25 protein-coding genes and 1 riboswitch are annotated in these 26,348 nt (G+C 60.4%); of the genes, 9 read left to right on the plus strand and 16 right to left on the minus strand.

Translation table 11 applies throughout. The annotated features are described in order from the left end of the window. Positions 1-10: 10 nt before the first annotated feature. From ACORQT_RS12510 to ACORQT_RS12530, 5 genes are all read right to left on the minus strand, one after another. Entirely contained in the window at positions 11-190 is a 180-nt protein-coding gene (locus tag ACORQT_RS12510) for a hypothetical protein (RefSeq protein WP_004938106.1), read from the minus strand. Between the two features lie 107 nt (positions 191-297). Next, positions 298-390 (minus strand): protein MgtS, encoded by a 93-nt coding sequence (gene mgtS, locus ACORQT_RS12515; RefSeq protein WP_004938109.1) that lies wholly within the window; start codon positions 388-390, stop codon positions 298-300. A 131-nt stretch (positions 391-521) separates the two neighbouring features. Next, positions 522-1,544, minus strand: a complete 1,023-nt coding sequence (locus ACORQT_RS12520; protein WP_033643160.1) for a magnesium transporter — start codon at positions 1,542-1,544, stop codon at positions 522-524. Positions 1,545-1,619: 75 nt separating this feature from the next. After that, a riboswitch (M-box (ykoK) riboswitch) is annotated at positions 1,620-1,793 on the minus strand. Positions 1,794-1,936: 143 nt separating this feature from the next. After that, on the minus strand, positions 1,937-3,556 hold the full coding sequence (locus ACORQT_RS12525) for an ABC transporter substrate-binding protein (protein ID WP_164057835.1): 1,620 nt from the start codon (positions 3,554-3,556) through the stop codon (positions 1,937-1,939). A gap of 174 nt (positions 3,557-3,730) precedes the next feature. Continuing rightward, a complete protein-coding gene (locus ACORQT_RS12530) occupies positions 3,731-4,000 on the minus strand; it encodes a hypothetical protein (RefSeq protein ID WP_042784585.1) in 270 nt (89 codons plus the stop codon). Between the two features lie 707 nt (positions 4,001-4,707). On the opposite strand from ACORQT_RS12530, the gene ACORQT_RS12535 reads away from it, so the two are divergent. From ACORQT_RS12535 to ACORQT_RS12555, 5 genes are all read left to right on the plus strand, one after another. Beyond that, positions 4,708-5,283, plus strand: a complete 576-nt coding sequence (locus ACORQT_RS12535; RefSeq protein WP_072627606.1) for a hypothetical protein — start codon at positions 4,708-4,710, stop codon at positions 5,281-5,283. 274 nt (positions 5,284-5,557) lie between these two features. Next, the gene (locus ACORQT_RS12540; protein ID WP_042784586.1) at positions 5,558-6,574 is read left to right on the plus strand and encodes an iron ABC transporter substrate-binding protein; all 1,017 of its coding nucleotides are present in this window, start codon (positions 5,558-5,560) and stop codon (positions 6,572-6,574) included. A 33-nt stretch (positions 6,575-6,607) separates the two neighbouring features. Continuing rightward, entirely contained in the window at positions 6,608-8,191 is a 1,584-nt protein-coding gene (locus ACORQT_RS12545; protein ID WP_033643166.1) for an ABC transporter permease, read from the plus strand. Continuing rightward, on the plus strand, positions 8,188-9,225 hold the full coding sequence (locus ACORQT_RS12550; protein WP_047575113.1) for an ABC transporter ATP-binding protein: 1,038 nt from the start codon (positions 8,188-8,190) through the stop codon (positions 9,223-9,225). The genes ACORQT_RS12545 and ACORQT_RS12550 overlap by 4 nt, the downstream gene beginning before the upstream one ends. A gap of 219 nt (positions 9,226-9,444) precedes the next feature. After that, positions 9,445-9,990 carry a cysteine hydrolase family protein gene (locus tag ACORQT_RS12555; RefSeq protein WP_033650334.1) on the plus strand — a complete coding sequence of 182 codons (546 nt, stop codon included), beginning with the start codon at positions 9,445-9,447 and terminating at the stop codon, positions 9,988-9,990. Positions 9,991-10,035: 45 nt separating this feature from the next. Here ACORQT_RS12555 and ACORQT_RS12560 read toward each other — a convergent pair whose 3' ends face one another. Further along, positions 10,036-10,659 (minus strand): alpha/beta hydrolase, encoded by a 624-nt coding sequence (locus ACORQT_RS12560; RefSeq protein WP_444859171.1) that lies wholly within the window; start codon positions 10,657-10,659, stop codon positions 10,036-10,038. Next, entirely contained in the window at positions 10,640-11,533 is an 894-nt protein-coding gene (locus ACORQT_RS12565) for an alpha/beta fold hydrolase (RefSeq protein WP_444859172.1), read from the minus strand. The genes ACORQT_RS12560 and ACORQT_RS12565 overlap by 20 nt, the downstream gene beginning before the upstream one ends. Before the next feature lie 221 nt (positions 11,534-11,754). On the opposite strand from ACORQT_RS12565, the gene ACORQT_RS12570 reads away from it, so the two are divergent. Together ACORQT_RS12570 and fusA are read left to right on the plus strand one after the other, a co-directional pair. Beyond that, positions 11,755-12,003 (plus strand): glycine zipper domain-containing protein, encoded by a 249-nt coding sequence (locus ACORQT_RS12570; protein WP_004938127.1) that lies wholly within the window; start codon positions 11,755-11,757, stop codon positions 12,001-12,003. 248 nt (positions 12,004-12,251) lie between these two features. Then, positions 12,252-14,357 carry an elongation factor G gene (fusA, locus tag ACORQT_RS12575; RefSeq protein ID WP_042784593.1) on the plus strand — a complete coding sequence of 702 codons (2,106 nt, stop codon included), beginning with the start codon at positions 12,252-12,254 and terminating at the stop codon, positions 14,355-14,357. Positions 14,358-14,384: 27 nt separating this feature from the next. On the opposite strand, the gene ACORQT_RS12580 is transcribed toward fusA, so the two are convergent. Both ACORQT_RS12580 and ACORQT_RS12585 read right to left on the minus strand, forming a co-directional pair. Next, positions 14,385-15,353: a DMT family transporter gene (locus ACORQT_RS12580; protein WP_164057189.1), complete on the minus strand. Its 969-nt coding sequence runs from the start codon at positions 15,351-15,353 to the stop codon at positions 14,385-14,387. Positions 15,354-15,451: 98 nt separating this feature from the next. Next, the gene (locus tag ACORQT_RS12585; RefSeq protein WP_163965373.1) at positions 15,452-16,279 is read right to left on the minus strand and encodes an AraC family transcriptional regulator; all 828 of its coding nucleotides are present in this window, start codon (positions 16,277-16,279) and stop codon (positions 15,452-15,454) included. Between the two features lie 196 nt (positions 16,280-16,475). On the opposite strand from ACORQT_RS12585, the gene ACORQT_RS12590 reads away from it, so the two are divergent. Next, positions 16,476-17,909, plus strand: coding sequence for an NAD-dependent succinate-semialdehyde dehydrogenase (locus ACORQT_RS12590; protein WP_042784596.1), 1,434 nt, complete (start codon positions 16,476-16,478; stop codon positions 17,907-17,909). A 428-nt stretch (positions 17,910-18,337) separates the two neighbouring features. Here the strand turns inward: ACORQT_RS12590 and ACORQT_RS12595 are convergent, their stop codons facing one another. The 3 genes from ACORQT_RS12595 to ACORQT_RS12605 are packed head-to-tail and all read right to left on the minus strand — an operon-like array spanning position 18,338 to position 21,205. Beyond that, positions 18,338-19,240: an alpha/beta hydrolase gene (locus ACORQT_RS12595; protein ID WP_164057190.1), complete on the minus strand. Its 903-nt coding sequence runs from the start codon at positions 19,238-19,240 to the stop codon at positions 18,338-18,340. Further along, positions 19,230-20,123, minus strand: coding sequence for an alpha/beta fold hydrolase (locus ACORQT_RS12600; RefSeq protein WP_164057191.1), 894 nt, complete (start codon positions 20,121-20,123; stop codon positions 19,230-19,232). The genes ACORQT_RS12595 and ACORQT_RS12600 overlap by 11 nt, the downstream gene beginning before the upstream one ends. A gap of 26 nt (positions 20,124-20,149) precedes the next feature. Continuing rightward, a complete protein-coding gene (locus tag ACORQT_RS12605) occupies positions 20,150-21,205 on the minus strand; it encodes a sugar phosphate isomerase/epimerase family protein (protein ID WP_033643176.1) in 1,056 nt (351 codons plus the stop codon). 140 nt (positions 21,206-21,345) lie between these two features. Here ACORQT_RS12605 and ACORQT_RS12610 point away from each other — a divergent pair, with 140 nt between their 5' ends. Beyond that, a complete protein-coding gene (locus tag ACORQT_RS12610) occupies positions 21,346-21,936 on the plus strand; it encodes a TetR/AcrR family transcriptional regulator (RefSeq protein WP_033650324.1) in 591 nt (196 codons plus the stop codon). On the opposite strand, the gene ACORQT_RS12615 is transcribed toward ACORQT_RS12610, so the two are convergent. The 4 genes from ACORQT_RS12615 to ACORQT_RS12630 form a co-directional block, all read right to left on the minus strand. Continuing rightward, a complete protein-coding gene (locus tag ACORQT_RS12615) occupies positions 21,933-22,235 on the minus strand; it encodes a cupin domain-containing protein (protein ID WP_164057192.1) in 303 nt (100 codons plus the stop codon). The two genes, ACORQT_RS12610 and ACORQT_RS12615, sit on opposite strands and share 4 nt — an antisense overlap. A gap of 118 nt (positions 22,236-22,353) precedes the next feature. Continuing rightward, positions 22,354-23,073 carry a glucosamine-6-phosphate deaminase gene (locus ACORQT_RS12620; RefSeq protein ID WP_164057193.1) on the minus strand — a complete coding sequence of 240 codons (720 nt, stop codon included), beginning with the start codon at positions 23,071-23,073 and terminating at the stop codon, positions 22,354-22,356. 190 nt (positions 23,074-23,263) lie between these two features. Beyond that, positions 23,264-25,144 carry a potassium transporter Kup gene (locus ACORQT_RS12625; RefSeq protein ID WP_164057194.1) on the minus strand — a complete coding sequence of 627 codons (1,881 nt, stop codon included), beginning with the start codon at positions 25,142-25,144 and terminating at the stop codon, positions 23,264-23,266. A gap of 256 nt (positions 25,145-25,400) precedes the next feature. Continuing rightward, positions 25,401-26,330 carry a LysR substrate-binding domain-containing protein gene (locus ACORQT_RS12630; RefSeq protein WP_047575096.1) on the minus strand — a complete coding sequence of 310 codons (930 nt, stop codon included), beginning with the start codon at positions 26,328-26,330 and terminating at the stop codon, positions 25,401-25,403. Positions 26,331-26,348 lie beyond the last annotated feature (18 nt).

Below are 26,348 nucleotides of genomic sequence, written 5' to 3' on the forward strand. Positions count from 1 at the left end.
GGACGGTGATTTATTTTTTTACTTTAGAGGATAATTGCCAGACAAAGGCGATCAGCAGCATACTGCCAGAGAAAGTCAGCATGAGGCTAGTAAGAAAATTGGATTTTCCGGTGGAATAAAAATAAATCTCATTCACCCCCACCGAAATCATTAAAATGGCGTAGAGCAATCCCAGAATAAGAATCGTCATTATTATCAACTCCCGTATCAGGCCGCGCGTTCAGCGCGCCGCTAAATCCTCCCCATAATAAATAGCGGTTACGGGGAGGATGCATCTAGGCGGATCTTTAGCGTTCATCAATCATCCCATTTGGTGCTCATATAGGCCGCCAACAGGCCCAGTGAGCTGATCATTGCCAGGAATCCCATAAAAATAGTCATGTTTCCCATTGTTTTGTCCTCAGGTTAAATGTTATCGATAAAATCCCCTTGCGTTAAATATCGGGGTTGGTCGGTGTCCATGGTTTTTTAACGTCCTCCTCTTTTTTCAACATTCCCGCGCTTTCAAGCGCGGGCCCCGTTTAAATTCCCAGGACGTGCTGGGCAATTTTGAAATAGATAATCAGGCCGGTGCCGTCGATAAAGGTGGCGATAAACGGCGCCGACACCACCGCCGGATCGATACCGAGCCGTTTCAGCAGCATCGGGATGATCGACGAAACAATGGCGCTCCATACGGTGATCGCCACCAGCGACAGGCTGACCACCAGCGTCACCTCCATGCCGACGCCCATGATCCAGGCGCGCACCCAGGCCGCCAGACCAATGGTGACGGCGATCAGCAGCGAGGTCGTGACCTCTTTGCGGATCACCGCGCCCAGATTGCGCAGGCTGACCTCGCCCAGCGCCATGGCGCGCACCAGCGTCGAGGTGATCTGGGTGCCGCTGTTGCCGCCGGTGCCGATCAGCAGCGGGATGAAGAACGCCAGCGCAATCGCCGCTTCGAGCTGATCTTCAAACGCTTTCAGCACGTTGCCGGTGTAAGCTTCGGCCACGAACAGCATCAGCAGCCACACCGAGCGTTTGCGCCACAGCGCCCACGGGCTGGTCTCCAGATAAGGCTTGTCCAGCGGCAGGCTCGCGCCCTGACGCTGCGCGTCTTCGGTGTTTTCATCTTCGACCAGCCGAGCGATCTCGCGCTCGCCCAGCACGCCGACCAGCGTGTTGTTCGCCACGACCGGCACCACGTCCAAACCGCCTTTGCCCAGCAAATGCGCCACGTCGTTGCGATCGTCATCGGGTGAAACCTGGAAATAGCTGTAATCCATCATTACGCCGACCGCTTTATCCTGTTCTTCGCACTGCAGCAGTTTTTTCACCGACAGCGTGCCGCGCAAATGATAATCGTCTGCGGTAATAAAGACCCGGGTAGGAATTTCGTCCGTTTTTAGCTGTGAAAGTAAATATTCCCGGGCATGCGTGACCGTCATCGTCGCGGGAACGGTAATAAAATCGGCGTTCATATAACCGGCGACCGAAGTTTCATCGAGAGTTTCAGTCGCGCGCAGCGCCGGAGAAGAAGAGTATTGATGTGACTTGATCATTTTGTCAGTCCCTATTTCTGTTGTGAACTTCAACAGCGAATCGCATAGGGGCGTAACCACAGAGGGAGTGCAGACTGCCTATCTCCGCGTCCAGGTTTTAGCACTATACAACGTATCCGAATTGTTGCTCGGAAGTTACTTTGGGCTGAACCTTAATCCGATAAAGCCTGTCTTAACCTTGGGCATCTCTCGATGTCGTCAGATCAGTAACCTGTGTTTGTATAGGAGCCTCGCCAAACGAGATACTGCATATAAACTACCGGCGCAGTATAGGCGTTGTTTTATCCGGCGGGAAGAAAAGATTGCCCGTCGTTTATGGAGTATTTAGGATATTTTTATTAAACGCGAATCTATAAAAACGGCTGATATAAATCAGCCGTTTTTTTTATTTATCAGTGCGCGAGAATGTAGACGTTTTTATCGTATAGGGCGCCCTGTCGGGTGAAGTCGATCCCCTTGACGTAGGGTTTGATGAGCGTGGCGTTGGCTTCGTAGTACACCGGCGCGACCGGCGTATCGACGGCCAGCACCGCCTCGGCCTGCTGGAAATACTGCTGCACCTGCTGCGGTGTCGGCGCCGCCGTCGCCTGATGCAGAATGCGATCGTATTCCGGGTTGCGGTATTTGGGGCTGTTCTCGCTGCTGTCGGCGCGGAACACATTCAGGAAGGTAGAAGGATCGTCGTAATCCGCCAGCCAGCGGGTAAAGGCTACGCTGTACTGGCCGCGGTTGATATTATCCAGCGTCACTTTACGCTCCTGGCTTTGCATGCCGGCCTCCACTCCGAGGTTCTTTTTCCACATGGCGGCGGCGGCGATGACGATCTTCTTGATAGTGGCGTCATTGCTGTACAACACGGTAAAGCGCAGCGGATGCTCGGCGTTGAAACCGGCCTCCGCCAACAACTTTTTCGCCTGGGCGTGACGTTGTTCCGGCGTCAAACCGGCCGCTGCGCCGGCCTGCAGGCGATAGCCGCCCGCCCCCGTTGGGGTAAAGGTCCAGGCCGGCTGCTGGCCGTATCCCAGCACCTTGCCGGCGATGATCTCTTTGTCCAGCGCCAGGTTCAGCGCCTGGCGCACCCGCACGTCGTTAAACGGCGTCTGGCGGTTGTTGAAGGCGAAATAGCTGGTGGAGAGCAGCGGATAGGTCACCAGCTGTTGATCCCCGAGCGTTTTTTTCAGCTGCTGATACAGTTCCGGCGGCGTGGTATAGCCCAACTCCACCTCGCCGGCGCGGAAACGCGCCACCTCCGGGAACCCCTGAATCGGCAGGAAGGTCACCTTGTTGAGCACGGTGTTGGCGTTATCCCAATACTGCGGATTGCGTTCCACCACCACTTTTTCGTTCACCACCCACTCGCTGAGACGAAACGCGCCGTTGCCGACAAAATGCGCCGGTTGAGTCCAGTTTTTGCCGTATTGCTCAACCACCTTGCGGTTGACCGGCAGAACCGGAAAATGCACCAGTTGTTTGAGCAGGTAGGCGTTGGGCTCAGACAGCGTCACCTGCAAGGTGTGCGCGTCCAGCGCTTTAACGCCCAGCTCGCTCGGCGGTTTGCTGCCGGCGTTGATCGCCGCCGCATTCAGCACATAGGCCGAGGCCAGATAGCTGCCGTAAGGCGACGCGGTTTTCGGATCGGTGAGGCGCCTCCAGCTGTAAACGAAATCGTCGGCGGTCACCGGATCGCCGTTCGACCATTTGGCCTGCGGCCGCAGATGGAAAGTCCAGACGTTGCCCTGGTGCTCCCATTTCTGCGCCAGCGCCGGGATCACTTCGCCCTCTTTTCCGACTCGCAGCAGACCTTCGAACAGATCGTTGAAGATGTAGAACTCCACATTGCTCTCGGCCAGGTTCGGATCCAGCGTCGCCGGTTCATACCCGTTGGCGCGCACCAATTCCTGTACCGGCGCCAGTTTAGCGCCCGCCGGCACCTCCGCCGCCTGAGCGATCGTTGAGTTTAAAGCCAGGAGGATTAAACCAGCAAGTTTCTTGCCATTGAATGAATATTTCACGTCGATATACCTGATTAGTGTTTTATCGCGTTCAATATGCAATGTGGTAGTGGAATAAATTAAATCATTAATCGCTATGAGTCATAACCAAAAGCGGTGTTGAATTTCTTTCATTATCAAAGGAATATCCCTCACCGCGCTTCCCGCTTTCAACACAATGCGCGTTGCCGTCCCCTACTTGATGTTCACGGTCGTGATACCAAACAGCGGCAGGCCTTTAACCGGTTCCGGGCCGGGCTCTCCCCATACCATTAATGATTTACCGCTCGCCTGCGCCTGGATCGCCAGATTCACCAGCAATTTCGGATAGGGTTCATTAGCCGCTACCGATAACGGAAATACGTTTTCGTATAGTCCTCCAGCGATCGCCATCTCCACATGCACGCAATCATTAGCTACATCGATAACCACGATCGGATTGGTATAAAACGGTCCATTAGACATAGATACCTCTCTCACTATTTTTTGGTGAATATAACTCTTAATTCGCGTTGGCACTCCGTGTTATTAATGACTGTGCGAAACGCTGAAGAACGACATGAAAAGACTGAAGAAAAAACTCGCCAGTCGATAACAAGCCGTCAATATTGCAACAGGTTAATAACCATTACAGATTCGACAAAGAACTGATATAAGTCAAATGCAAACCCGCGCTTACACGTTACCTCAATGAATATATTGAGAATATTCACAAAAAAGACAATATTAAATAAACTCTTTATAAATCAATGAATTAAAGTTGACGCCCGATTAATTTATATTAATTAATCGGTTGCAAAAAAGGTTAAAATGAAAATAATAGACATAAGAAACAAGTAGCGCCTTAATGTAAAAATAACAGTAAAAATCTCACTTGATATCTCCAAGCCCCCTAACTACCTTTAAATGGCTTCGCGACACACGCGGAGATGCCGTCGGTTATAAAACCAATAACAGGCGAATGATTGAATAAAAAATAATTATCGAAAGAGCAAGCAGGATATATAAACACGTGCCGTGAGGATAGGATGTAACGGTCTGGTTGCCATACCGTTTTCCTGCCGAAGGCAATAACTATTTCCATTCAGATGCAATTACCTGTCTGCTGGCTAACCGGATTCAGCGTGATATGTATTTCAGACTGACTCAGCAAAAATCATAGGAGTTTACATATGCCTTCACTGCAAGATATTACGCCTGAACAGGCTAACGCATTGAATAAACAATCACGTGACGCTTATAACGCGGAAGTGCAGAGCCGTCAGGCGCTGCTCAACCAACATCCGCAACTGAAACCAGCGTTCAACCAGCAAGTGCATCCGCAATCCTTGTGCGGATGCGGGTGCCAACAAAATATCTGCGGCTACTTCAGCTTCCAGGGCTGTGGCTGCGGATGTGGCTGCGCGCCACATGCGGAGACCGTGCAAATTTCCGCGCAGCTTGCCAATATTGGTCCCAATGCCCCATCAAGCGGTACATCGGTGCGTTTTGTCGGCCAGGCCACCGGCACTGGCTCAGACGGTAACATCAACATCCCGACGATCTATTTGCAAGGCACCGTGCCCGATGCCGAAAATCTGATCGGCGTTCCGTTAACCCTGCAATTGGCCATCAACCCCGGTTCGATCGTCCTGACGCTGCTGGAGAATGGCCGGGTGCTGGCCTCTTTGGTTCATCCGCCGCAGTGGGCGGGCAGCATCAACGGGCAGTTCTTTGGCGTTGGCAACGGTGAGTTTGTGCTGGCGTGACAAGAAGCAAGCCTGACGGGCGGCTGCCTGCGATGGCAGGTGGCCGCTCACTGTGAGGTAACGCGCCCCAATTCTATTCAGACAATCAGTACAGATTATTCCAGCCGAAACTTAACGTATCCTTAGGGCAATTCATTTTGTGAGCGATCGTCAAAAATAATTTAATACGAATCGTTTTCACTATCATTATGGATGTTCTTGGCTAAAATCGGGCTGCTTGCGCTTGCCAGGCGATATTCGTTTTCCTCATTCGAACGCTAAAAAGGATAACTGCATGAAGCTGCGTATTTCATCCCTCGGCCCCGTGGCCCTGCTCGCCTCCTCGATGATGCTGGCCTTCGGCGCTCAGGCGGCCCCCGCCGACCAGGGCATCGTTATTTACAACGCCCAGCACGAAAATCTGGTGAAATCCTGGGTCGACGGTTTTACCAAAGACACCGGCATCAAAGTCACGCTGCGCAACGGCGGCGACAGCGAGCTGGGCAATCAGCTGGTGCAGGAAGGCAGCGCCTCGCCTGCCGACGTGTTCCTGACGGAAAACTCCCCGGCGATGGTGTTGGTGGATAACGCCAAGCTGTTCGCCCCGCTCGACGCCGCCACGCTGGCCCAGGTAGAACCGCAATATCGCCCAAGCCACGGCCGCTGGATCGGCATCGCCGCCCGCTCTACCGTATTCGTCTATAACCCGGCCAAGCTGACCGACGCGCAGTTGCCGAAGTCGCTGCTGGATTTGGCCAAGCCGGAATGGAAAGGCCGCTGGGCCGCTTCGCCATCGGGCGCCGATTTCCAGGCGATCGTCAGCGCGCTGCTGGCGCTGAAAGGCGAGCAAGCAACGCTGGACTGGCTGAAAGCGATGAAAGCCAACTTTACCGCCTATAAAGGCAACAGCACGGTGATGAAAGCGGTCAATGCCGGCCAGATCGACAGCGGCGTGATCTATCATTACTACCCGTTCGTCGACGGCGCTAAAACCGGCGAGAACAGCAAAAACATCAAGCTGTACTACTTCAAACATCAGGATCCGGGCGCATTCGTCAGCATCTCCGGCGGCGGCGTGCTGGCTTCCAGCAAGCATCAGCAGCAGGCGCAGGCGTTCATCAAGTGGATCACCGGCAAACAGGGCCAGGAGATCCTGCGCACCAACAATGCCTTCGAATACGCCGTCGGCGTCGGTGCGGCCTCCAACCCGAAACTGGTGCCACTGAAAGATCTGGACGCGCCGAAGGTAGACGCCGCGCAGTTGAACAATAAGAAAGTTGTCGAACTGATGACCGAGGCCGGCCTGCTGTAAGGCCCGCCGGCAAACCGAGAGTTTTTGATCGTTATGTCAAACCTGAGTACCCACGCCGCGCAGACCGCGCGGCGTTATTCCACTATCCCTCGTCACCCGCGGCCGGGGCCGATCGTGGTGGCCTGCGCCGTGTTGCTGTCGTTGCTGGCGCTGCTGCCGCTGGGATTCGTTATCGGCGTGGCGTTTGAAACCGGTTGGCAAACGGTCAAAGCTCTGGTTTTCCGCCCGCGCGTAGCGGAACTGCTGTTGAATACCCTGCTGTTGGTGGTGCTGACGCTGCCGATCTGCGCCGTGCTGGGGGTGGCCCTGGCCTGGTTGACCGAACGCACCACGCTGCCGGGCCGCCGTCTCTGGGCGGTATTGGCGACCGCGCCGCTGGCGGTGCCGGCCTTTGTGCAAAGCTATGCCTGGATCAGTCTGGTGCCGTCGATGCACGGCCTGGGCGCCGGCGTTTTCATCTCGGTGCTCGCCTATTTTCCGTTTATCTACCTGCCGGCCGCCGCGGTCTTGCGCCGTCTGGATCCCGGTATCGAAGACGTCGCCACCTCGCTCGGCTCCCGGCCGCCGGCGGTGTTTTTCCGCGTGGTGTTGCCGCAGTTGAAGCTGGCGGTCTGGGGCGGTTCGCTGCTGATCGCGCTGCACCTGCTGGCGGAGTACGGCCTGTACGCCATGATCCGTTTCGATACCTTCACCACCGCCATCTTCGATCAGTTCCAGTCGACCTTCAACGGCCCGGCGGCCAACATGCTGGCCGGCGTATTGGTGCTGTGCTGCCTGGGGCTGCTGTTGCTTGAGGCGATAAGCCGCGGCCGCGCGCGCTATGCCCGCGTCGGTTCCGGCAGCGCCCGCAGCCAAACGCCGCGTCGCCTGTCAGCGCCGCTCGCCGCGCTGGCGCTGCTGCTGCCGATCGCGCTGACCGCGCTGGCGCTGGGCGTGCCTTTCATCACCCTGGTCCGCTGGCTGTGGCTGGGCGGCCTCGACGTATGGCGCAACGCCGATCTGTGGCCCGCGCTGTGGCAAACGCTGTCGCTGTCCGCCTCTGGCGCGCTGCTGATTACGCTGTGCGCCATTCCGATGGCCTGGCTGTCGGTGCGCTATCCGGCCCGCCTGTACCGGGTGCTGGAAGGCTGCAACTACGTGACCAGTTCGCTGCCCGGCATCGTGGTGGCGCTGGCGCTGGTGACCATCACCATTCACAGCTTCCGGCCGATTTACCAAACCGAGATCACCCTGCTGCTGGCGTATCTGCTGATGTTTATGCCGCGAGCGTTGATCAACCTGCGCGCCGGCATCGCGCAGGCGCCGGTGGAATTGGAAAACGTGGCGCGCAGCCTGGGCAAGTCGCCGGCGCAGGCGCTGTGGAGCACCACGTTGCGGCTGGCGGCACCGGGTGCCGCCGCAGGCGCCGCGCTGGTGTTCCTGGCGATCGCCAATGAATTGACCGCCACGCTGCTGCTGGCGCCGAACGGCACCCGCACGCTGGCCACCGGTTTCTGGGCGCTGACCAGCGAGATAGACTATGTCGCCGCCGCGCCTTATGCGCTGATTATGGTGGCGCTGTCGCTGCCGCTCACCTGGCTTCTTTACTCTCAATCTAAACGTACGGCGGGACTATGAGCACGCTCGAACTGCACGGTATCGGAAAATCTTACAATGCCATCAGGGTGCTGGAACACATCGACCTGCAGGTTGCCGCCGGCAGCCGCACGGCGATCGTCGGCCCTTCCGGCTCCGGCAAAACCACCCTGCTGCGCATCATCGCCGGTTTTGAAATCCCCGATGGCGGACAAATTCTGCTGCAGGGGCAAGCGATGGGCAACGGCGGCGGCTGGGTGCCGGCGCACCTGCGCGGCATCGGCTTCGTCCCGCAGGATGGCGCGCTGTTCCCGCACTTTACCGTCGCCGGCAACATCGGTTTTGGCCTCAAAGGCAGCAAGCGCGAGAAACAGCGTCGCATCGAGGCGCTGATGGAGATGGTGGCGCTGGATCGTCGCCTGGCCGCCCTGTGGCCGCACGAGCTGTCCGGCGGACAGCAACAGCGGGTCGCATTGGCGCGCGCCTTGTCGCAGCAACCGCGGCTGATGTTGCTGGATGAGCCGTTCTCGGCGCTGGATACCGGCCTGCGCGCCGCCACCCGCAAAGCGGTGGCCGAACTGCTGACGGAGGCCAAAGTCGCGTCGATCCTGGTCACCCACGATCAGAGCGAGGCGCTGTCGTTCGCCGATCAGGTGGCGGTCATGCGCAACGGGCGGCTGGCACAGGTGGGCGCGCCGCAGGATCTTTATCTGCGCCCGGTCGATGAACCGACCGCCAGTTTCCTTGGCGAAACGCTGGTGCTGACCGCCGAGCTGGCGCACGGCTGGGCCGACTGCGCATTGGGGCGCATCGCCGTCGACGATCGCCAACGCAGCGGCTCGGCGCGCATCATGCTGCGTCCGGAGCAGATTCAAATCGGTTTGTCCGATCCGGCGCAGCGCGGCCAGGCGGTGATCACCGGCATCGATTTCGCCGGCTTCGTCTCCACCCTCAATCTGCAAATGGCCGCCGACGGTGCGCAGCTCGAGATCAAAACCGTCAGCCGCGAAGGCCTGCGGCCCGGAGCGCAGGTCAGTCTCAACGTGATGGGGCAAGCGCATATTTTCACCGGCTGAGAGTGTGGGGAGCGACCCTTGACGTTCCCCTCGCCACCGCGCATTATCAATGGCATGAATCGCATCGCGCACGCCCTCACCACCACCACCGCAACCGCCACGCAATGGCGGGCTGCACGGGTGCGCAACAGCTAACGACGTATCCCCAAGCCCCGCCAGCCATGGCCGGGGTTTTTTATTTCTCCGTGCCCGCCGGCAATTTCATTACGGAGAAGACCTATGCCAACTATCCCCGCACCGCGCAGCGCCCTGCTGGTTATCGACATGCAAGTCGGCCTGTTCGCCTCGCCGGACGATCCCCCGTTCGCCGCCGAAACCCTTCTGGCGAAGACCCATGCGTTGATACGCGCCGCACGCGTGGCGAATGCGCTCGTGGTGTTTATTCGCCACACCGGCCCTGCAGGTTCACCTATCGCCGTAAACAGTCCGCTGTGGCAAGTTCACCCCGATCTCGACACCGATGCGCAAGCCGACTGGTTCATCGATAAAACCCATCCCAGCTGTTTTTACCGGACTGGCCTGGCGGAGCGGCTTAAGCAAGCCGGCATCGGTCGGTTGGTGATTTCGGGAATGAAAACGCAATACTGCGTAGACACCGCGTGTCGGCGCGGCGCGGAGTTAGGATTTGACCTGGTGTTGGCCGCCGATGCCCATAGCTGTTCGGACACGGCGGCGCTCGGCGCCGACGCCATTATTCGTCACCATAACCAGACCCTGTCGGGGCCGTTCGTGACGCTGGCGCTGGCGGAAGAGGTGAAATTCTAAAACACGCGCGACTAGCCTGTCAGGCCGGGCCAACGCCCGGCCTCCTCAGCGGCAAACCTTGTCGCGGCGCGGCTTTTTCGGCGCCAGCAGATACTCCACCACGCTTTCGTCGACGCAGCTGTCGATGCCGTTCAGCGCCAACGTATGTCCGTCGCGTTCGCGGGTGATCAGCGGGCTTTTAAAGGCCGAGGCCATTACCTGGGCATTGCGGTACGGCGTGGTCGGATCGTAGCGCTGGGCGACGAACAGCAGCGGCGGCAGCGCGGCGGACGCCACCGGCATGTGCGGCCGATCTTTGCCGCGGTACGGCCACAGGTCGCACATTTCCAGCGGATACTCGTGCAGCGGCAGATAGTGGGCATATAAAGCGGCGGTATTGATCTCCTGCCGCTGTCTGCGCAACAGCTGCGGATCGGCCGTTGGGTTGGCGACGTCGGCGCAGGTGATGACATTCAGAGCATCATCGGCATCCGGAGAATAGCTTTCGTCGATCAGATCGGAAACCTGTTGCCCGGCGATGCCGGCATCGAGCTGGCGCAGTACGGTGGCCAGTTCATGCCAGCGCTCCGGCCACAACAGCAGCGAACGCGTGACCGTCAGCACGTCGTCGGCGGAGATTTCATAGCCCGCCGCAGTGACGAACGGCTGCTCATGCAGCTTGCGCAGCAAAGCGTGATAACGCTGAAGCGCCTGATTGGCGCCGCCGCCAAGCTGGCAGCTGTCGGTTTTTCCGCAATAGGCGGCGAAACGCAGGAAGCTTTGCTGGGAAGCCTCGCTCCTGATTCAGGCGCTGGGTGAAATCGTCCTCCGCCAGATCCACCACCCCGTCCAGCACCAGCGCGCGCGTTTTCTTCGGAAAACGTTCGGCATACAGCGCCGCCACCTTGGTGCCGTAAGAGTACGCCACCGCCGTCAGCCCCGGTTCGCCCAGCGCGTGGCGGATCGCGTTCAGATCGTTGACCGCCTCGTCGGTGCCGATGTGTTGCAGCACGTCCGCGCCGGTCTGTTTGATGCAGGCGGCGATCAGGATGCGCGTCTGGTTCTCCGCGCCGGCCACGTCGTTGTCGTCCGGTTCAGGGAGTTCGTCACCTTCGGCCACCTGGCAGGAAATTTTTAGCGTCGATTGACCGACGCCGCGCGGATCGTAACCGATGATGTCGTAAGATTTACGCAGTTTGGCGACGTGGGCGTCGTTGCCGAGATAAGGATTGATCCCCGGCAGGCCCGGGCCGCCGCTGATCATCACGACGCTGCCCTTTTTCGGCCCGGTGGCGGGCAGCAGGGTCAGCGCCAGACGCACGGTCGGTTCCCCCGCCTGTGCGGAATGGGCGGGAGGCGTGGCGTAAGCCAACGGCACGTCGAGGTAGCCGCAGCGCAGCCCCGTCGGCGGCGCTTCATCGAACCAGCGCTGAAAGCCGCTGTTGAGACAAGATTGCCAACGAATGCCGTTCTCGGGCGCCGCGCCGTGCGCCGCAGGTTTGGCCTGGGCGGGCAAAGCGGCGGCGGCCGCGGCGAACAGCGCCAGAATACGCAGTACTGACATGGGGAGTCCTTTCAACTCAACGAATCGGTCAAAGGGTAACGATACTCGGTTAAACCGCTAGCCAATAGAACATAAAAAAACGCGCGGGTGAAGCCGAGGCTGTGCGTATGGAAAGACTTTTCTTTGCTCGGATTGATCTTATAACGCACAGAATGCTGCAAAAAACGCCGTTCACCTGCTAGGCTTAGAGTTCGTTAACCCACAAGGAACAGGAGAGCAGCATGTTTGGTAAAGCGGAAGACAAAGCTAATGAAGCCGCAGGCGCGGTAGAAGAAGCGTTCGGTAAAGCCGTCGATTCGCCGGAGCATCAGGTGCGCGGCGCGGCGCGCAAGTATGCCTCCCAGGCCAGCTATGCCGCCCGTGACGCAGCGGACAGCGTAAGAACGCAGGTGGAAGCCAACCCGCTGGCCGGCGTAGCCGTAGCGGCGGCGGTCGGCATCGTTTTCGGCTTCCTGCTGGGACGCAAATAAGCGGCGAATGCGCCCTACGACAACAGGCCCGTTATGGGCCTTTTTTTCGCCCTTTCCTCCACCAGCGCCGTTGTGCGTGCAAACTTTCATCTATCACAACCATCGCTTAAAAAAACCAACGCCTTCAACTACGATTAGTTTGTGACCAGAGCAAGGCTCTGCGATCCGGCGGATAACCCTATGAGGATTATCATCATTATCCATGCTGTTTAAGCCGCTCTCCTTCACGCGGCTAAGAAAGGTTGATTATGGCTCGCACCACCCCTATCGAACGTTACCGCAATATCGGCATCTCCGCGCATATCGATGCCGGCAAGACCACCACCACCGAGCGGATTCTGTTTTACACCGGGGTCAGCCACAAGCTGGGCGAAGTGCATGACGGCGCGGCGACCATGGACTGGATGGCGCAGGAACAAGAGCGCGGCATCACCATCACCTCGGCGGCCACTACCTGCTTCTGGAACGGCATGCAGCATAATTATCCGCAGCACCGCATCAATATCATCGACACCCCCGGGCACGTCGATTTCACCATTGAAGTGGAGCGCTCGATGCGCGTGCTGGACGGCGCCGTCATGGTCTATGACTCGGTGGGCGGCGTCCAGCCGCAGTCGGAAACCGTCTGGCGCCAGGCCAACAAATACAAAGTGCCGCGGCTGGCGTTCGTCAACAAGATGGACCGCATCGGCGCGGACTTTTTCCGCGTGCGCAAAATGATGATCGAGCGTCTGAAAGCCAACCCGGTGCCGATCGTTATTCCTATCGGCGCCGAAGACCGCTTCAGCGGCGTGGTGGACCTGGTGCGGATGAAAGCCATTCTGTGGGACGAAGCCTCGCAGGGCATGAACTTCAGCTTCGAAGAGATCCCGGCCGAGCTGCGCGCATCGGCGCAGGAGTGGCGTGAAAACATGATTGAAGCGGCCGCCGAAGCGTCGGAAGAACTGATGGAGAAATACCTCAATCAGGTGCCGCTGAGCGAAGAGGAGATCGTTCACGGGCTGCGGGTGCGCACCGTCGCCGGCGAAATCCAGCCGATGCTGTGCGGATCGGCGTTCCGCAACAAAGGCGTGCAGCGCATGCTGGACGCGGTGATCGAGCTGATGCCCTCGCCGCTCGACGTGCCGCCGATGGAGGGCCACGGCGAACACGATGAAATCATCACTCGCAAAGCCGACGACAATGAAAAATTCTCGGCGCTGGCGTTTAAGCTGATGACCGACCCGTTCGTCGGCCAGCTGACCTTCGTGCGCGTCTACTCCGGGGTGCTGGCCAAAGGCAGCAGTGTTTACAACCCAATCAAGGCCAAAAAGGAGCGTATCGGCCGCATCGTGCAGATGCACGCCAACGATCGTAAGGACATCGACGAACTGCACGCCGGCGACATTGCCGCCTGCGTCGGCCTGAAGGACGTCACCACCGGCGATACGCTGTGCGATCCCGGCGCCATCATTACGCTGGAGCGCATGACCTTCCCCGAGCCGGTGATCGCCCAAGCGATCGAGCCGAAGACCAAGGGCGATCAGGAGAAAATGGGCATCGCGTTGCAGCGGCTCTCTTCAGAAGATCCGTCGTTCCGCGTGCGCACCGATGAAGAATCCGGCCAAACCATTATCTACGGCATGGGCGAGCTGCACCTGGAGATTATCGTCGATCGCATGCGCCGCGAGTTCGGGGTGGAGACCACCACCGGCAAACCGCAGGTGTCTTACCGCGAAACCATCCGCAAACGGGTGGCCGACGTGGAAGGCAAGTTCGTGCGCCAATCCGGTGGTAAAGGGCAATACGGCCACGTGGTGCTGACCGTCGAGCCGAACGAACCCGGCAAAGGCTTCGAGTTCTTCGATGAGATCAAGGGCGGTGTCATTCCCGGTGAGTTTATCCCGGCGGTGAAAAAAGGCGTGCTCGAGGCGCTGAATAACGGCGTGCTGGCCGGTTATCAGGTGGTGGACGTCAAGGTGCACCTGACCTTCGGTTCTTACCATGACGTCGACTCGTCGGAACAGGCGTTCCGCATGGCGGCGATCTTCGGCTTCAAGGACGCCTGCCGCCTGGCGGATCCGGTGATCCTCGAGCCGATCATGTCGGTGGAAGTGGAAACGCCGGAGGATTACGCCGGCAACGTGATGGGCGATCTTTCCTCACGCCGCGGTCTGGTGCAGGGCATGGAAGAGATCCCGGGCGGCGGCGGCAAGGAAATTCGCGCCAAGGTGCCGCTGTCCGAGATGTTCGGCTACTCGACCACCCTGCGTTCGATGTCGCAGGGCCGCGCCACCTACACCATGGAATTCAGCCACTACGCCGAAGCGCCGCGCAACGTGGCCGAAGAGATCATTCACCACAGCAAGCGTTAACCCTCACGCCCGCCGCCACGGCGGGCGTCACCTCGGCTTGTCCTCCAGCGCCACCACCACTGGCTGCGGTTTGATGCGCATGGCGTACACCACGCCGGCCATCAGACAGACGATGCCCGCCAGCGTCAGCAGCGGCGGCCAGGCCTGGCGCAACAGAAAGGTATACGCCAACCCCGCCAGAATTTCGAACACGATGAGCGGCCCCACCAACACCGTCGGCAGCCGCTGGCTGGCTTCGTTCCAGCACAGCGCCCCCAGCCAGGAGCAGAACACGCCGATGATCAGCATCAGAGGGATAAACACCTCAGGGCGCGGGCCGAACGGCAAGGCGAACGCCGGCTCGCTCAGCGCCAACTGACCGCAGACCGCCAGATAGCCCAGCAGCGCCAGCGGCAGCGTCACCAGCCCTTGGGCCGTGGCCCAGGTGGCCGGACGCTGCGTCGGATTCTCCCGCAGCCAGCGTGAATTGCGCAGCGGGAACCAGGTCCAGCACGCCACCGCCAACACGGCCAGCCCAAGACCGCTGAGATAGCGCCAGCCGTCGATCGGCACCGCATTGCCGCGCAGCTCGGCGACGTTCACACACGCCAATCCACAGACGATCAACAGCAGTGCCGGCGCCAGTTCGCCCCAGGCCAGGCGCCCGTCGTGCCGGCCGTAAAACAGATTGGCGCAAATGGCGATCACCACCGGCAAGGTGCCGATGATCATGGTCGACACCGGCGCACCGGTGCGCTGAATGGCGCTGGCCAGGCACAGGTAGTACAGCAGATTGCCGATAGCCGTCAGCTTGAGCGCTTCCCACCAATCCTGGCGCCGCAGCTTACGCAGGCGGCGGCGATCGAACCACGCCAGCGGCAAGGCGATCAGCCCAAAGGCCAGATAGCGCCCGGTGGACTGCAGCGCGGCGGGATAGTCCGGCACCAGCAACGGACCGACGAAAATCAATCCCCACATCAGCCCGGCGGCCAGGGCAAACACAACGCCAATGAACATAACGACTCCGACAAACGGCCGGTGCGGCCAACCCGCCCGACAAGACAGCGGCAGAGTAACGAAAACGCGGGGAGGAATTATTGTAGCAGGTTGCTGTTTTAGCCCAATTTCACCTGTTTCTGGAAACGCACTGGCGTGACGCCGTAACGATTGGCGAAGGCGCGCGTCAGGTGCGCCTGATCGGTCAGCCCCGCCGCCGCCGCCACCTGTGCGGCGGGCATGCCGCGCTCCAGCATGCGTTTGGCCTGCGACAGCCGGATCGCCATCAGCATCTGCTGCGGCGAGACGTGATATTCGGCCTTGAACTTGCGCAGGAAATGGTACGGGCTGAGCGACACCAGCTCGGCCAGTTGGTTGAGCGTTATAGCCTCGGCGAAGTTATCGTGCAGGTAGCTTTTCACCACCTCGAAACGGTGCGCCGCCTCGGCTTTCTCCCGCCGTCCTGTGCGGATGTGCGGTTGCAGCAACGCCACCGCTTCCAACAGCAGGCCGTCGAGCGTGAGCGGATCGTCGGTTTGCCACAGCGCGGCGAGAATGGCGGACAGGCGCTGCGCCGCCCGCGGATCGTGGCGCACCGCATCGGTGAACCACTGGCTCCGATCGCCGGACAGCTGCTCCAGCGCCTCGGGCGCCAGATAGAGCATGCGATAACACCAGCCGCCCGGCGTTTCAGCTTCGCCGGTATGCAGCTCGTCAGGATTCATCAGCACCAGCGCGCCCGGCGCCGCCAGGTGCTGCGCCCCGCGATAGCGGAAGCGCTCCGCCCCGGTGTCCACGGTGCCGATGGCGAAGGCGTCGTGGGTATGCGGCTCGAAGGCATAGCGTTCGATATGCGCCTGATAGAGTTCGACGCCGGGCAGATGCGACAAATGCCGGAACTGCGCGCTGTCCTTCTCGAACGGAAACTGTTGTGGAACCCCTTGCACCCGACCTCCTCATCCGTGCTGACAATCTGCTCAGCATAGCCAAAACATCGCCGGTTGAGTAGCCGCCCTGGTCCTTTCGTGCCCCTCGCCTGGACGATCGGCGCCATTCGGCGTAGGGTTAAGGTCCCAGTCCCTTTCAGACGGGCCGCATCGCGAAGCTCATCGGCCCCTGACACTCCGTAAACAAGAGGCAACAATGTATCCGGATACTCAACTGTATATCGATGGACAATGGCGCAGCGCGCTGGCCGGAAAAACCCTGCCGGTCTCCAACCCCGCTACCGACGAGATCATCGGTCAAGTGGCGCACGCCGCCGCAGAGGATCTCGATCTGGCGCTGGCCGCCACCGAACGCGGGTTTAACGTTTGGCGAAACACCGCCGCACACCAACGCGCCAACCTGATGCGCAAAGCCGCTGCGCTGCTGCGCGAACGCGCCGACGCCATCGCCGCCATCATGACGCAGGAACAGGGTAAGCCGGTGGCACAGGCCAAAATCGAAATTCTCAACGCCGCCGACGTGATCGACTGGTTCGCCGGCGAAGCCACCCGCACCTACGGGCAGATTATTCCGTCCCGCGCTCGCGACGTGCAGCAGCAAACCCTGAAACTGCCGGTCGGCCCGGTGGCCGCCTTCACGCCGTGGAACTTCCCGATCAACCAGATCGTGCGCAAGCTGTCCGCCGCGCTGGCGGCGGGTTGTTCAATCATCGTCAAAGGCCCGGAAGAAACGCCGGCCTCACCGGCTGAGCTGATCAAAGCCTTCGCCGACGCCGGCATTCCGGCCGGGGTGATCGCGCTGGTGTACGGCACCCCGGCGGAAATCTCGGAATACCTGATCCCGCATCCGACCATTCGCAAGATCTCCTTCACCGGCTCCACCCGCGTGGGCAAGCATCTGGCTGCGCTGGCCGGCCAGCATATGAAAAAGGCCACCATGGAGCTGGGCGGCCACGCGCCGGTGCTGATCTTCGACGACGCCGATCTCGACGCGGCGGCCAAAGAGCTGGCGCAATCCAAGTTCCGCAACGCCGGCCAGGTCTGTATCGCCCCGACCCGCTTCCTGATCCAGCAAGGCGTTTATGAAGCCTTCGTGGAGAAATTCACCGCCGCAGTGCGTGAACTCAAGCTCGGCAACGGGCTGGAAGACGGCGTGACGATGGGGCCGATGGTGCTGGGCCGCAGCGTCGACAATATCGAGGCGCTGGTGCAAGACGCTATCGCTCACGGGGCGAAGGCCAGCACCGGCGGCAAACGCGTGGCGGGCAAAGGCAACTTCTTCGAGCCGACGGTGCTGCGTGACGTGCCGCTGAGCGCGCGCGCCATGTCGGAAGAGCCGTTTGGCCCGGTCGCCCTGCTGCGCCCGTTCGCCACCTACGACGAGGCGATCGCCGAAGCCAATCGCCTGCCGTACGGGCTGGCCGCCTACGCTTACAGCCGCAACATCGCCACCGTCAATGCGCTGGGGCGCGACGTGGAGAGCGGCATGCTGAGCATCAACCACATCGGTTTCGGCCTGCCGGAAACGCCGTTTGGCGGCGTGAAGGACTCCGGCCACGGCACCGAAGGCGGCAGCGAAGCGATCGAATCCTACCTGGAAACGCGCTTTGTCACCGTCGCCGGTCGTTAATCGCACGTCGGATGAATAGCCAGAAGCCCCGCAATGCGGGTAATCCTGGTTAGTTAGCGTTTTTCTGAACGTATTTGTGCAGTTTTCGGTCGATAAAGGTGAGATGCGCCATGAAGCTCATACGCTTCGACCGAGCCAGGGGCCGAAGGCGCGGCCCCTGGCAACCCGCGCCTTTGCCCTATCAGACGGTTGGCTTTGCCAACTTCCCTCTCTCCGCCATACCGCATTGAGGCCGGTTGCGACAGGCGTCCCTGCCTGTCTCACCTGAAACCGCCGTCCATGGCGGTTTCTCCTAATGCGCTATGCCTGCGTTCGGCGTCTTCAAGGGCGCCCAACACCCTGCTTATCTCACTATTTTCATTGCCTTTCATAACGCAACATCAAACGAATGGGATAAGAATGGTTCATCGCGTCTTAGCGTGAACTTTTTACTCGCGAGCCAGCTCGAACAGGCGCCGCGCCGCCGGGGTCAGCCCCAACATGTGAATGCAGGCATGCACCATGCCCGGCAACCGTTCACAGCGTACCGCCACACCCGCTTCACGCAGCCGCTGCGCATACAGTTCGGCCTCATCGCGCAGCGGATCATATTCGCAGCTCAGGATAGTGGCCGGCGGCAATCCGCGCAGCGTGGCGGCGTGCAGCGGCTCGGCGCTCGGATCGCGTCGCTGGGCCAGGTACTGCTGCCAACAAAACACCATCGTGTCGCGCGTCAAAAAATGCCCCTCGGCGAATTCGCGATGGCTCTTCGTCGCCATTTCGCGGCTGAGCGCCGGGTACAGCAGCAGTTGACGTTCAATGTGCGGGCCGCCGCGATCCCGCGCCAACAGCGCGACCGCCGCCGCCAGATTGCCCCCGGCGCTGTCGCCGCCCACCGCCAGACGGTCAGCGTCAATCCCTAACTGCGGCGCCTGTCGCGCCGCCCAACAGAGCGCCTGATAGACATCTTCCAGCGGCTGTGGAAAAGGAAACTCCGGCGCCAGTCGATAATCGACCGACAGGATCACCCGATCGGTGGCGTTAGCCAGCGCCTGACAGGGCTGGTCATACAGCGACAGCGAACCGAGGCACCAGCCGCCGCCGTGGGCGAACAGCATCGCCGGTTGTGCGGCAGCGCGCCTTTCCCCCGCTGGTAGATAGGCGCGCAGCGCAATCCGGTGCCCATCGGTGGCGACCAGCGTAAAATCCCTGACGCCGCCGCTCGGTTGCGGTGCGCCCTGCAGCAGACGCAAACCGCTTTCCGTGGCCGCCCGCATGTCCGCCAACGAAGCGGGTAGCGGCGCGTCGGCCGAGGCCGCCAAAAAGGCGGCGATGTGTTCATCAAGCGGCATGTTGCTCTCCCGTCAGGAACGGCGTAATCAGGGCAATAAATTCCTCATGACACTCCTCGGTGATGAAATGGCCGCAGCCGGCGACCGTTTCGCCCCGCAGATCGCGCGCATTGCCCCGTAGCGTCGTCAGCGGCGCGTCGCCGGTGGCGTGCTCCGCTCCCACCGTCAACACCGGCATCGTCAACGGCGTGGCGGCGCGCAGCCGGTTCTGGCGAACGGTCTCCGGGATCGCCCGGTAATAGTCGAATCCGGCGCGCAGGCCGCCCGGCGCCGAATAGGCGGCGATATAGACCTCAGCCGCCACCCGATCGCGCCGATAAGACCAGCGGTTGAAGATATAGCCAAGATACTCCCGCTCGCGCCCCTGGGTCAGGGTCTCCGGCAAATCCGCCAGCTGGTTGAACATGAAATGCCACAGGAAGATATTCTCCTCCGGCGCGACGAAAATCGGCGGCGGCGGCGCCAGACCGGGGATCACCGCCTCCGTCAGCACCAGACGCTCCACCGCCTGCGGGAAATCGCTCGCCATGGCGTAACCGATCCACATGCCGATGTCGTGGCCGACCAGTTGGTAACGTTGATGGCCCAGCTGCGCCATCATCGCGTGCAACGCCGCACCGATGCTGCCGGTGTCGTAGCCGCCAGCGGGCTTGTCAGAGTCGCCGATGCCCGGCGGATCGACGGCGATCGCCTGAAAACCGGCCGCCGCCAAGGCGCGCATCACATAACGCCAGGTGTACCAGGTTTGCGGCCAACCGGGGATCAGCAGCACCGGCCGCCCTTCGCCGGCCACCACGCAGTGAAGGCGCCGGCCGTTGACCTGGATATAGACGTGTTCCGCCGCGAGATCCTGCAACAGGATCTCGTTTTGACTGTGTTTCATGGGGTTAACTCCCTGTGGGGTCAGGCTCAGCGAATGCCGAGCAGCGCATTGATCTGCTGAGGATTGACCGGCGCACCGGCGAAGTCATCAAACACTTTGTCGGTGACACGGATAATGCGATCGCGAATGAAGGCCGCGCCTTCGCGAGCGCCGTCCTGCGGATTTTTCAGGCAGCACTCCCACTCCAGCGTCGCCCAGCCCGGATAGCCATACTGCGTCAAACGGGAGAAAATGCCGTTGAAATCGACCTGGCCGTCGCCCAGCGAGCGGAAACGGCCGGCGCGATCGATCCAGGACTGATAACCGCCGTATATGCCCTGACGGCCGGTCGGATTGAACTCGGCGTCCTTAACGTGGAACATGCCGATAACGTCCTTATAGATATCGATAAACTCCAGATAGTTAAGCTGCTGCAGCACCATGTGGCTCGGATCGAACAACACCCGGCAACGCGGATGGTTGCCGACGCGCTGCAGAAACATCTCAAACGTCACGCCGTCGTGCAGATCCTCACTCGGGTGAATTTCATAACACAGATTGATGCCCTGCTCCTCGCAGGCGTCGAGCACCGGCAGCCAGCGTTTGGCGAGCTCGTTGAACGCGGTGTCAATCAATCCTTCAGGGCGCTGCGGGAACGGGAACAGATAGGGCCAGGCCAGCGAACCGGAAAAGGTGCCCAGTTCGCTGAGCCCCAGCCGCGCCGACGCCTTCACCGCCAAAAGCATTTGCTGCAGCGCCCACTCGCCGCGGGCCTTGGGATCGCCCTGCAACGCCGGCGGCGCAAAGCTGTCGCACAGCGCATCGTAAGCCGGGTGCACCGCCATCAGCTGGCCGAAGATATGGCTGGTCAGTTCGCTGACCACCAACCCCTGCTCCGCCAACATGCCGGTCAAATCGTCGCAGTAGGTTTGGCTTTCCGCAGCGGTGGCCACGTCGAATAAGCGCCGATCCCAGGCCGGGATCTGCAAGGCGGTAAAACCGGTCCGCGCCGCCCACTCGGCAATGGCGGGCAAGCTGTTGAACGGCGCCGCATCATCGCTGAATTGCGCGAGATGCAGGCTTGGACCTTTGAGGGTTTTCATCGTAAACTCCTATTGGTTGTCGATTGACAAACAATAGGAGCAAAGCGCGGCGACCGCAAGCGAAATTTATAAAGGCATTGGTATTCCCGTCGATTTAAGCGATCCTATGTCGCTGAATGGCAGGTAAATTGGAGCAGCGAATGGCAGGCAGACCGCGCGAGTTCGATCGCGAACAGGCGCTATTGAAGGCGCGAAACTTATTCTGGCGGCAAGGTTACGAAGGCACCTCGATGTCGGATCTGGTGGCGGAGTTGGGCATCGCTTCCGCACGCATCTACAAAGCGTTCGGCTCCAAAGAGCAGCTGTTTCGCGAGGCGATTGCCTGTTATGAAACCGCCGAAGGGGGCTTCGCCGATCGCGCCTTCGCGACGGAAAGCGGCATTCGCCCGGCGCTCAAACGCCTGCTGGAAGACGCCGTGCGGCTCTATAGTCGGCCCGATCTGCCGCAAGGCTGCATGGTGGTCTCCGCCGCCGCCAGCGTCAGCGCGGAAAACGACGGGCTCAAAGCCTGGCTGGCAGAGCATCGGCTGCAGCGCACGCAGCAGATCGTCGAACGGCTGCGGCAGGCGGTGCAAACCGGCGAATTGCCGGCCGACACCGACGCCGACAGCCTGGGTGACTATTTCGCCGTCTTCCTGCACGGCCTGTCGATTCAGGCGCGTGACGGCGTCACCGAGGCGCGGTTATTGGCGGCGGTAAACGTGGCGCTGACGGCGTTGGGCGACGCTTAATCCTCCGGCAAATCGACAATCACCAGCGTGCCTTCGCTGCCCGGCAACACGCGGTGCGGCACGCCGGCCGCGGCCTGATACAGCTGACCGGCCCGCACCACCACTTCTTCCCCCGCCACCTGCAGCCGCAGGTGGCCGCTGATCACCAGCAACCCTTCGCTGTAATCATGCACTTCATCCGCAATGCTGCGCGCATCCATGCGCAGCACTTTGATATTGGCCGCACCGACGCGGCCCAGCACGGCAGAGCGCCAGACCTCAGGCAGTTCGGCCGCCTGCTGGTTTAAATCGAACAGCATCGGAATCCCCCAGGTGCATGAAAAAACGCACTCTAGCCTGATTCTGCGCCGCAGGGAAAGACGCTTTGGTTGCAGGTTATGACCGTTGGTTCTGAGGCGAGACGCGCCGGATGAACGCTTAAGGCAGCAGCGCCGCGGCCTCCCGATCGGCGATAATCAACAGGTCCGGATGCAGCATCAAAATGCTGGCGGGCACCCCGCACTCCACCGGCCCGCTGACAATGCGCCGCAAAATGTCCGCTTTGTGCGAACCGTTGACGAGCAGCACCAGCTTTTTGGCGGCCATCACGCTTGCAGGCCCCAGGGTGATGTAATGATCGGGCAACCATTCAGTGCGGCCGCCCACCTCTTTGAGCAAAATGTCCGCCATATCCGGCCTGGCGGAAACCGGCACCCGACAGGTGTGGTCTTCGAAGGCGGTGGTGCCCGGCAGATTGCCGCAGAAATGCCCGTCCGCTCCGACGCCCATCACGATCGCATCCAGCCCGCCATCTTCGGCGATACGCCGATCGTGCTGGAGGTAGTTGTCCGAATTCAAGACGTGCAGTTGCCGCTCGGGGATCGCCGCCGGGCCAAAGAACATACGGTGCAGATTCTCCATGGTGACGCCATAGCCCGATCGGCCAGCGTAAGGAATTTCATCGAAATTATAGTAATGCGCGTTGGCGAATTCCGCGTGGCCCTTGACGCGCGGAGCCAACAACTCATACATCCGTTTAGGCGTCGAGCCGGCGGTGATAGCCAGATTGACGCGCTGCGGGCGCAGCATGTAACTCAACAACAGGCTGGCGGCCAGCTCACTCATTTCCTGGTAGTCATTAGCGACGACAAGTTTCATTCCCTTCTCCTTTTTGCAAAAAAAAAACCTAACCGCCCATCCGGCCATGTTCGATGCCGGGAGAGAAGTTAGGTTTTGCCTGATCGCGTCAGTAACAATCCGTTTCTTGTCAGGTTATGGCGGCCAGGAATGAAATGCAAACCGCGTTGTGTGATGCAAGCCGCAATTGCGGCGATGCCTTTTTCGCACCCTATACCGGCACGCGGCGGCTAATCTCCACCACCTGATCGCTGGGCAGGTAGTAATAATCCGTGACGTGCATGCCGTTGCGCACCATCAGCGCGAACAAGTTGCGCTGCCAGGATGGCAACCGGTCGTTCGCTTCGCGGCGCACCACGGTCTCGTGCCCGAGATAGTAGGTCGCCTCGTCGAAGTTCAGACCGGATTTTTGCGCCTCGACGTGCTGCAACAGCTGCGGGATGTTAGGCCGCTCCATAAAGCCATAGCTGGCCACGCCGCACCAAAAACCCGGCGACAGCTCGCGCATCACCAACCGTTCAGCATTCGAGACCCGCGGCTCATTGACGATGGCAATGGTGAGCGCCAGCACGTTGGCGTGCAGCGAACCGTTACGCTTGACCTGCCATTTCATCACCGGCGGCGTCCCCTGCAGGCTGCGAGTCAGGAATACCGCGGTGCCCGGCACACGCGGCACGGATTCACGGCGGATTTTCTCCAGGAAATCCTCTACCGGCACTGTCGTTTCACCGAGGGTGCGCGCGGCCGCCAGCACCCCGCGATGCCAGACCAGCATCACGGTATAGACCGCGGCGGCCAACAGCAGCGGGATATAACCGCCCTGCAGCACTTTAGTCATGTTGGCCGTCAGGAAGCTCAAATCGACCACGAAGAAACCGCCCGCCACCAACAGGCTGGCGATCGGCCCCCAGCGCCACACCTCGCGCATGGCGACGAACAGCAGGCCGGTGGTCATGATCATGGTCAACGAGACGGCGATGCCGTAGGCGGCGGCCAGATTGTCCGACGATTTAAAGAACACGGTCAGGAACAGCGTCACCACCATCAGCAGCCAGTTGATGGCGCCAATGTAGATCTGCCCGTAACTTTCCTCGGTGGTTTGCCTGACCCGCAGCCGCGGCAGCCACCCCAGTTGGATCGCCTGCCGGGTCATGGAAAACGCACCGCTGATGATCGCCTGGCTGGCGATGATCGTCGCCAGCGTGGCCAGAATCACCAGCGGGATCAGCATCGCCGGCGGGCATAAACGGAAGAAGATGTTCTGCGTGACATCGGCGCCGCTCAGGATCAGCGCGGCCTGACCGGCGTAGTTAAGCAACAGGCTGGGAAAAACGATGCCGAACCAGGCCAGCCAAATCGGCCGTTTGCCGAAATGCCCCATGTCGGCATACAGCGCTTCGGCGCCGGTGACGCACAAAAACACGCCGCCCAGCACCAGGAAGCTGGTCAGTCCGTTGGAGAACAGGAAGTGAATGCCGTAGAGCGGGTTCAGCGCCAGCAATACCGCCGGATGCTGGATGATGCCCCACACGCCCAACGCAGCGATCGACAGGAACCACAGCGCCATGATCGGCCCGAACACGCGGCCGATGCGCGCGGTACCCAGCGGCTGAATGGCGAACAGACTGAGCAAAATCACCACCGCCGCCGGTAGAATAAAGGGCTGCGACGCCGGCAGCACGATGTTCAGCCCTTCGAGGGCCGAGAGCACCGAGATGGCCGGCGTGATGGCGCCGTCGCCGTAAATGAGCGCGGCGCCGAACAGGCCGGCGAACAGCACCAGCGGCCGGGATTTTCGCTTGCTGACCAGCAGCGACATCAGCGCCATGATGCCGCCCTCGCCGCGGTTGCCGATGCGCATGGCGAACATGGCGTATTTGAGAGAAGTGACGATCACCAGCGTCCAGAATATCAGCGACAGCAGGCCAAGGATCACCGGCGCCGAAGGCGCGTCGCCGGAGAGAAACAGCACGGTTTTCAGGGTGTACAGCGGGCTGGTGCCGATATCGCCGAACACCACGCCCAATGCGCCCAACGCCAGCGGCGCCAGCCCCGTCTTATTCACGGTTTCCGTATCATTGCCGACAGACATCTGCTCGCTCCTTGACGTTGCGCTTAGAGTGGGAATTATTGTCACTTTGTGGCCGTCGCGCCACGTGATCGGCAAGTTAAGCATAGCCGTCATCTTCGCCAGTGACAGTATCGCGCGTTGAAGCTTCAGCAATCATCACCGGTGAGCAACGGTTTAAAAACGCCCACCCCAGAGGGCCTAGCACTTTCCTGTTGGCGTGGCGCGCGTCGTGGGAAGGTGAAATGAACGTCCGGCTCTCCCCTGTTTCCGCCCGGCGTTACGCGAGCCGGCTGTCATCGGCTTCGCGGCGCAGCCACTGCCGCAGATTTTCGCCTTCCTGCGACAGCTCGCTATCCAGTCGAGCGCACAGGTAATAATCGCGGCCGTCGTCGATCGGCAGATCGAACATTTTGATCAACTCACCGCTTTCAAGGTACTGGGCGATTAACGGTTCACGCATCAACGCGCACCCTAGCCCCGCCTGCACCGCCGCTAACGTCAACAATCCGTCCTCAAACATCGGGCCGATACTGCGCAGCGGGCGCTTGACGCCGGCCTGCTGAAACCATTGCATCCAGGTATTGCGCTCCTCGTCGTGCAGCAGCGGCAGCGTCGCCAGCTGCTCCGGCGTATCGAGCAAACCATGCAGTTTACTGAATGCCCGGCTGCACACCGGCACCATTTTGCCGGACATCAGCTTCTCGCTGCGATAGCCGGTCCACTGCCCGACCCCGAAGCGGATCGACAGGTCGGCGGCGTCGCTCAGGTAATTGCGGTGGTTGGCGTAGACCACATTGATGTCGATATCCGGATTTTCGCGCAGGAAACCACGCAGCCGCGGAATGAACCAACCCATGCCGAACAGCGGGATCAGGCTGATGGTCACCTGCCGCGACGCGGATTGCTCGCGCACGTGTTCGGTCGCCTGGCGCAGCACGTTGAACGCCGAGCGAATCGAACGGTAATACTCCCGCCCCTCGCTGCGCAGCACCAGGTTACGCCCCTGCCGTTCGGTCAACGGCATCTGCAAAAATGCCTCCAGCGTTTTGAGTTGATGACTGACCGCCGAAGGCGAAATCATCAGCTCATTAGCCGCCGCGCTGATGCCCCCCAGGCGCGCGATGGCTTCGAACGCCCGCACGGCGCGCAGCGGCGGATCGTTCGGCAGCATCGGCAATGGCTCATCGTACTGTTCTGTTTTTTTCATATATTGACTGTTTTTGGG

The sequence above is a fragment of the Serratia sp. (in: enterobacteria) genome (assembly GCF_052400455.1).
Classification (GTDB): Bacteria; Pseudomonadota; Gammaproteobacteria; order Enterobacterales; family Enterobacteriaceae; genus Serratia; species Serratia ureilytica.

Excerpts from the sequence above, each read along its gene's own strand:
- ACORQT_RS12510 (WP_004938106.1), bottom strand. The coding sequence starts at position 190 with ATGACGATTCTTATTCTGGGATTGCTCTACGCCATTTTAATGATTTCG.
- ACORQT_RS12600 (WP_164057191.1), bottom strand. The coding sequence starts at position 20,123 with ATGAAACACAGTCAAAACGAGATCCTGTTGCAGGATCTCGCGGCGGAA.
- ACORQT_RS12545 (WP_033643166.1), top strand. The coding sequence starts at position 6,608 with ATGTCAAACCTGAGTACCCACGCCGCGCAGACCGCGCGGCGTTATTCC.
- ACORQT_RS12570 (WP_004938127.1), top strand. The coding sequence starts at position 11,755 with ATGTTTGGTAAAGCGGAAGACAAAGCTAATGAAGCCGCAGGCGCGGTA.
- ACORQT_RS12520 (WP_033643160.1), bottom strand. The coding sequence starts at position 1,544 with ATGATCAAGTCACATCAATACTCTTCTTCTCCGGCGCTGCGCGCGACT.
- ACORQT_RS12530 (WP_042784585.1), bottom strand. The coding sequence starts at position 4,000 with ATGTCTAATGGACCGTTTTATACCAATCCGATCGTGGTTATCGATGTA.
- ACORQT_RS12625 (WP_164057194.1), bottom strand. The coding sequence starts at position 25,144 with ATGTCTGTCGGCAATGATACGGAAACCGTGAATAAGACGGGGCTGGCG.
- ACORQT_RS12595 (WP_164057190.1), bottom strand. The coding sequence starts at position 19,240 with ATGCCGCTTGATGAACACATCGCCGCCTTTTTGGCGGCCTCGGCCGAC.
- ACORQT_RS12555 (WP_033650334.1), top strand. The coding sequence starts at position 9,445 with ATGCCAACTATCCCCGCACCGCGCAGCGCCCTGCTGGTTATCGACATG.
- mgtS (WP_004938109.1), bottom strand. The coding sequence starts at position 390 with ATGGGAAACATGACTATTTTTATGGGATTCCTGGCAATGATCAGCTCA.
- ACORQT_RS12605 (WP_033643176.1), bottom strand. The coding sequence starts at position 21,205 with ATGAAAACCCTCAAAGGTCCAAGCCTGCATCTCGCGCAATTCAGCGAT.
- ACORQT_RS12565 (WP_444859172.1), bottom strand. The coding sequence starts at position 11,533 with ATGTCAGTACTGCGTATTCTGGCGCTGTTCGCCGCGGCCGCCGCCGCT.
- fusA (WP_042784593.1), top strand. The coding sequence starts at position 12,252 with ATGGCTCGCACCACCCCTATCGAACGTTACCGCAATATCGGCATCTCC.
- ACORQT_RS12580 (WP_164057189.1), bottom strand. The coding sequence starts at position 15,353 with ATGTTCATTGGCGTTGTGTTTGCCCTGGCCGCCGGGCTGATGTGGGGA.
- ACORQT_RS12610 (WP_033650324.1), top strand. The coding sequence starts at position 21,346 with ATGGCAGGCAGACCGCGCGAGTTCGATCGCGAACAGGCGCTATTGAAG.
- ACORQT_RS12630 (WP_047575096.1), bottom strand. The coding sequence starts at position 26,330 with ATGAAAAAAACAGAACAGTACGATGAGCCATTGCCGATGCTGCCGAAC.
- ACORQT_RS12620 (WP_164057193.1), bottom strand. The coding sequence starts at position 23,073 with ATGAAACTTGTCGTCGCTAATGACTACCAGGAAATGAGTGAGCTGGCC.
- ACORQT_RS12550 (WP_047575113.1), top strand. The coding sequence starts at position 8,188 with ATGAGCACGCTCGAACTGCACGGTATCGGAAAATCTTACAATGCCATC.
- ACORQT_RS12540 (WP_042784586.1), top strand. The coding sequence starts at position 5,558 with ATGAAGCTGCGTATTTCATCCCTCGGCCCCGTGGCCCTGCTCGCCTCC.
- ACORQT_RS12535 (WP_072627606.1), top strand. The coding sequence starts at position 4,708 with ATGCCTTCACTGCAAGATATTACGCCTGAACAGGCTAACGCATTGAAT.
- ACORQT_RS12590 (WP_042784596.1), top strand. The coding sequence starts at position 16,476 with ATGTATCCGGATACTCAACTGTATATCGATGGACAATGGCGCAGCGCG.
- ACORQT_RS12615 (WP_164057192.1), bottom strand. The coding sequence starts at position 22,235 with ATGCTGTTCGATTTAAACCAGCAGGCGGCCGAACTGCCTGAGGTCTGG.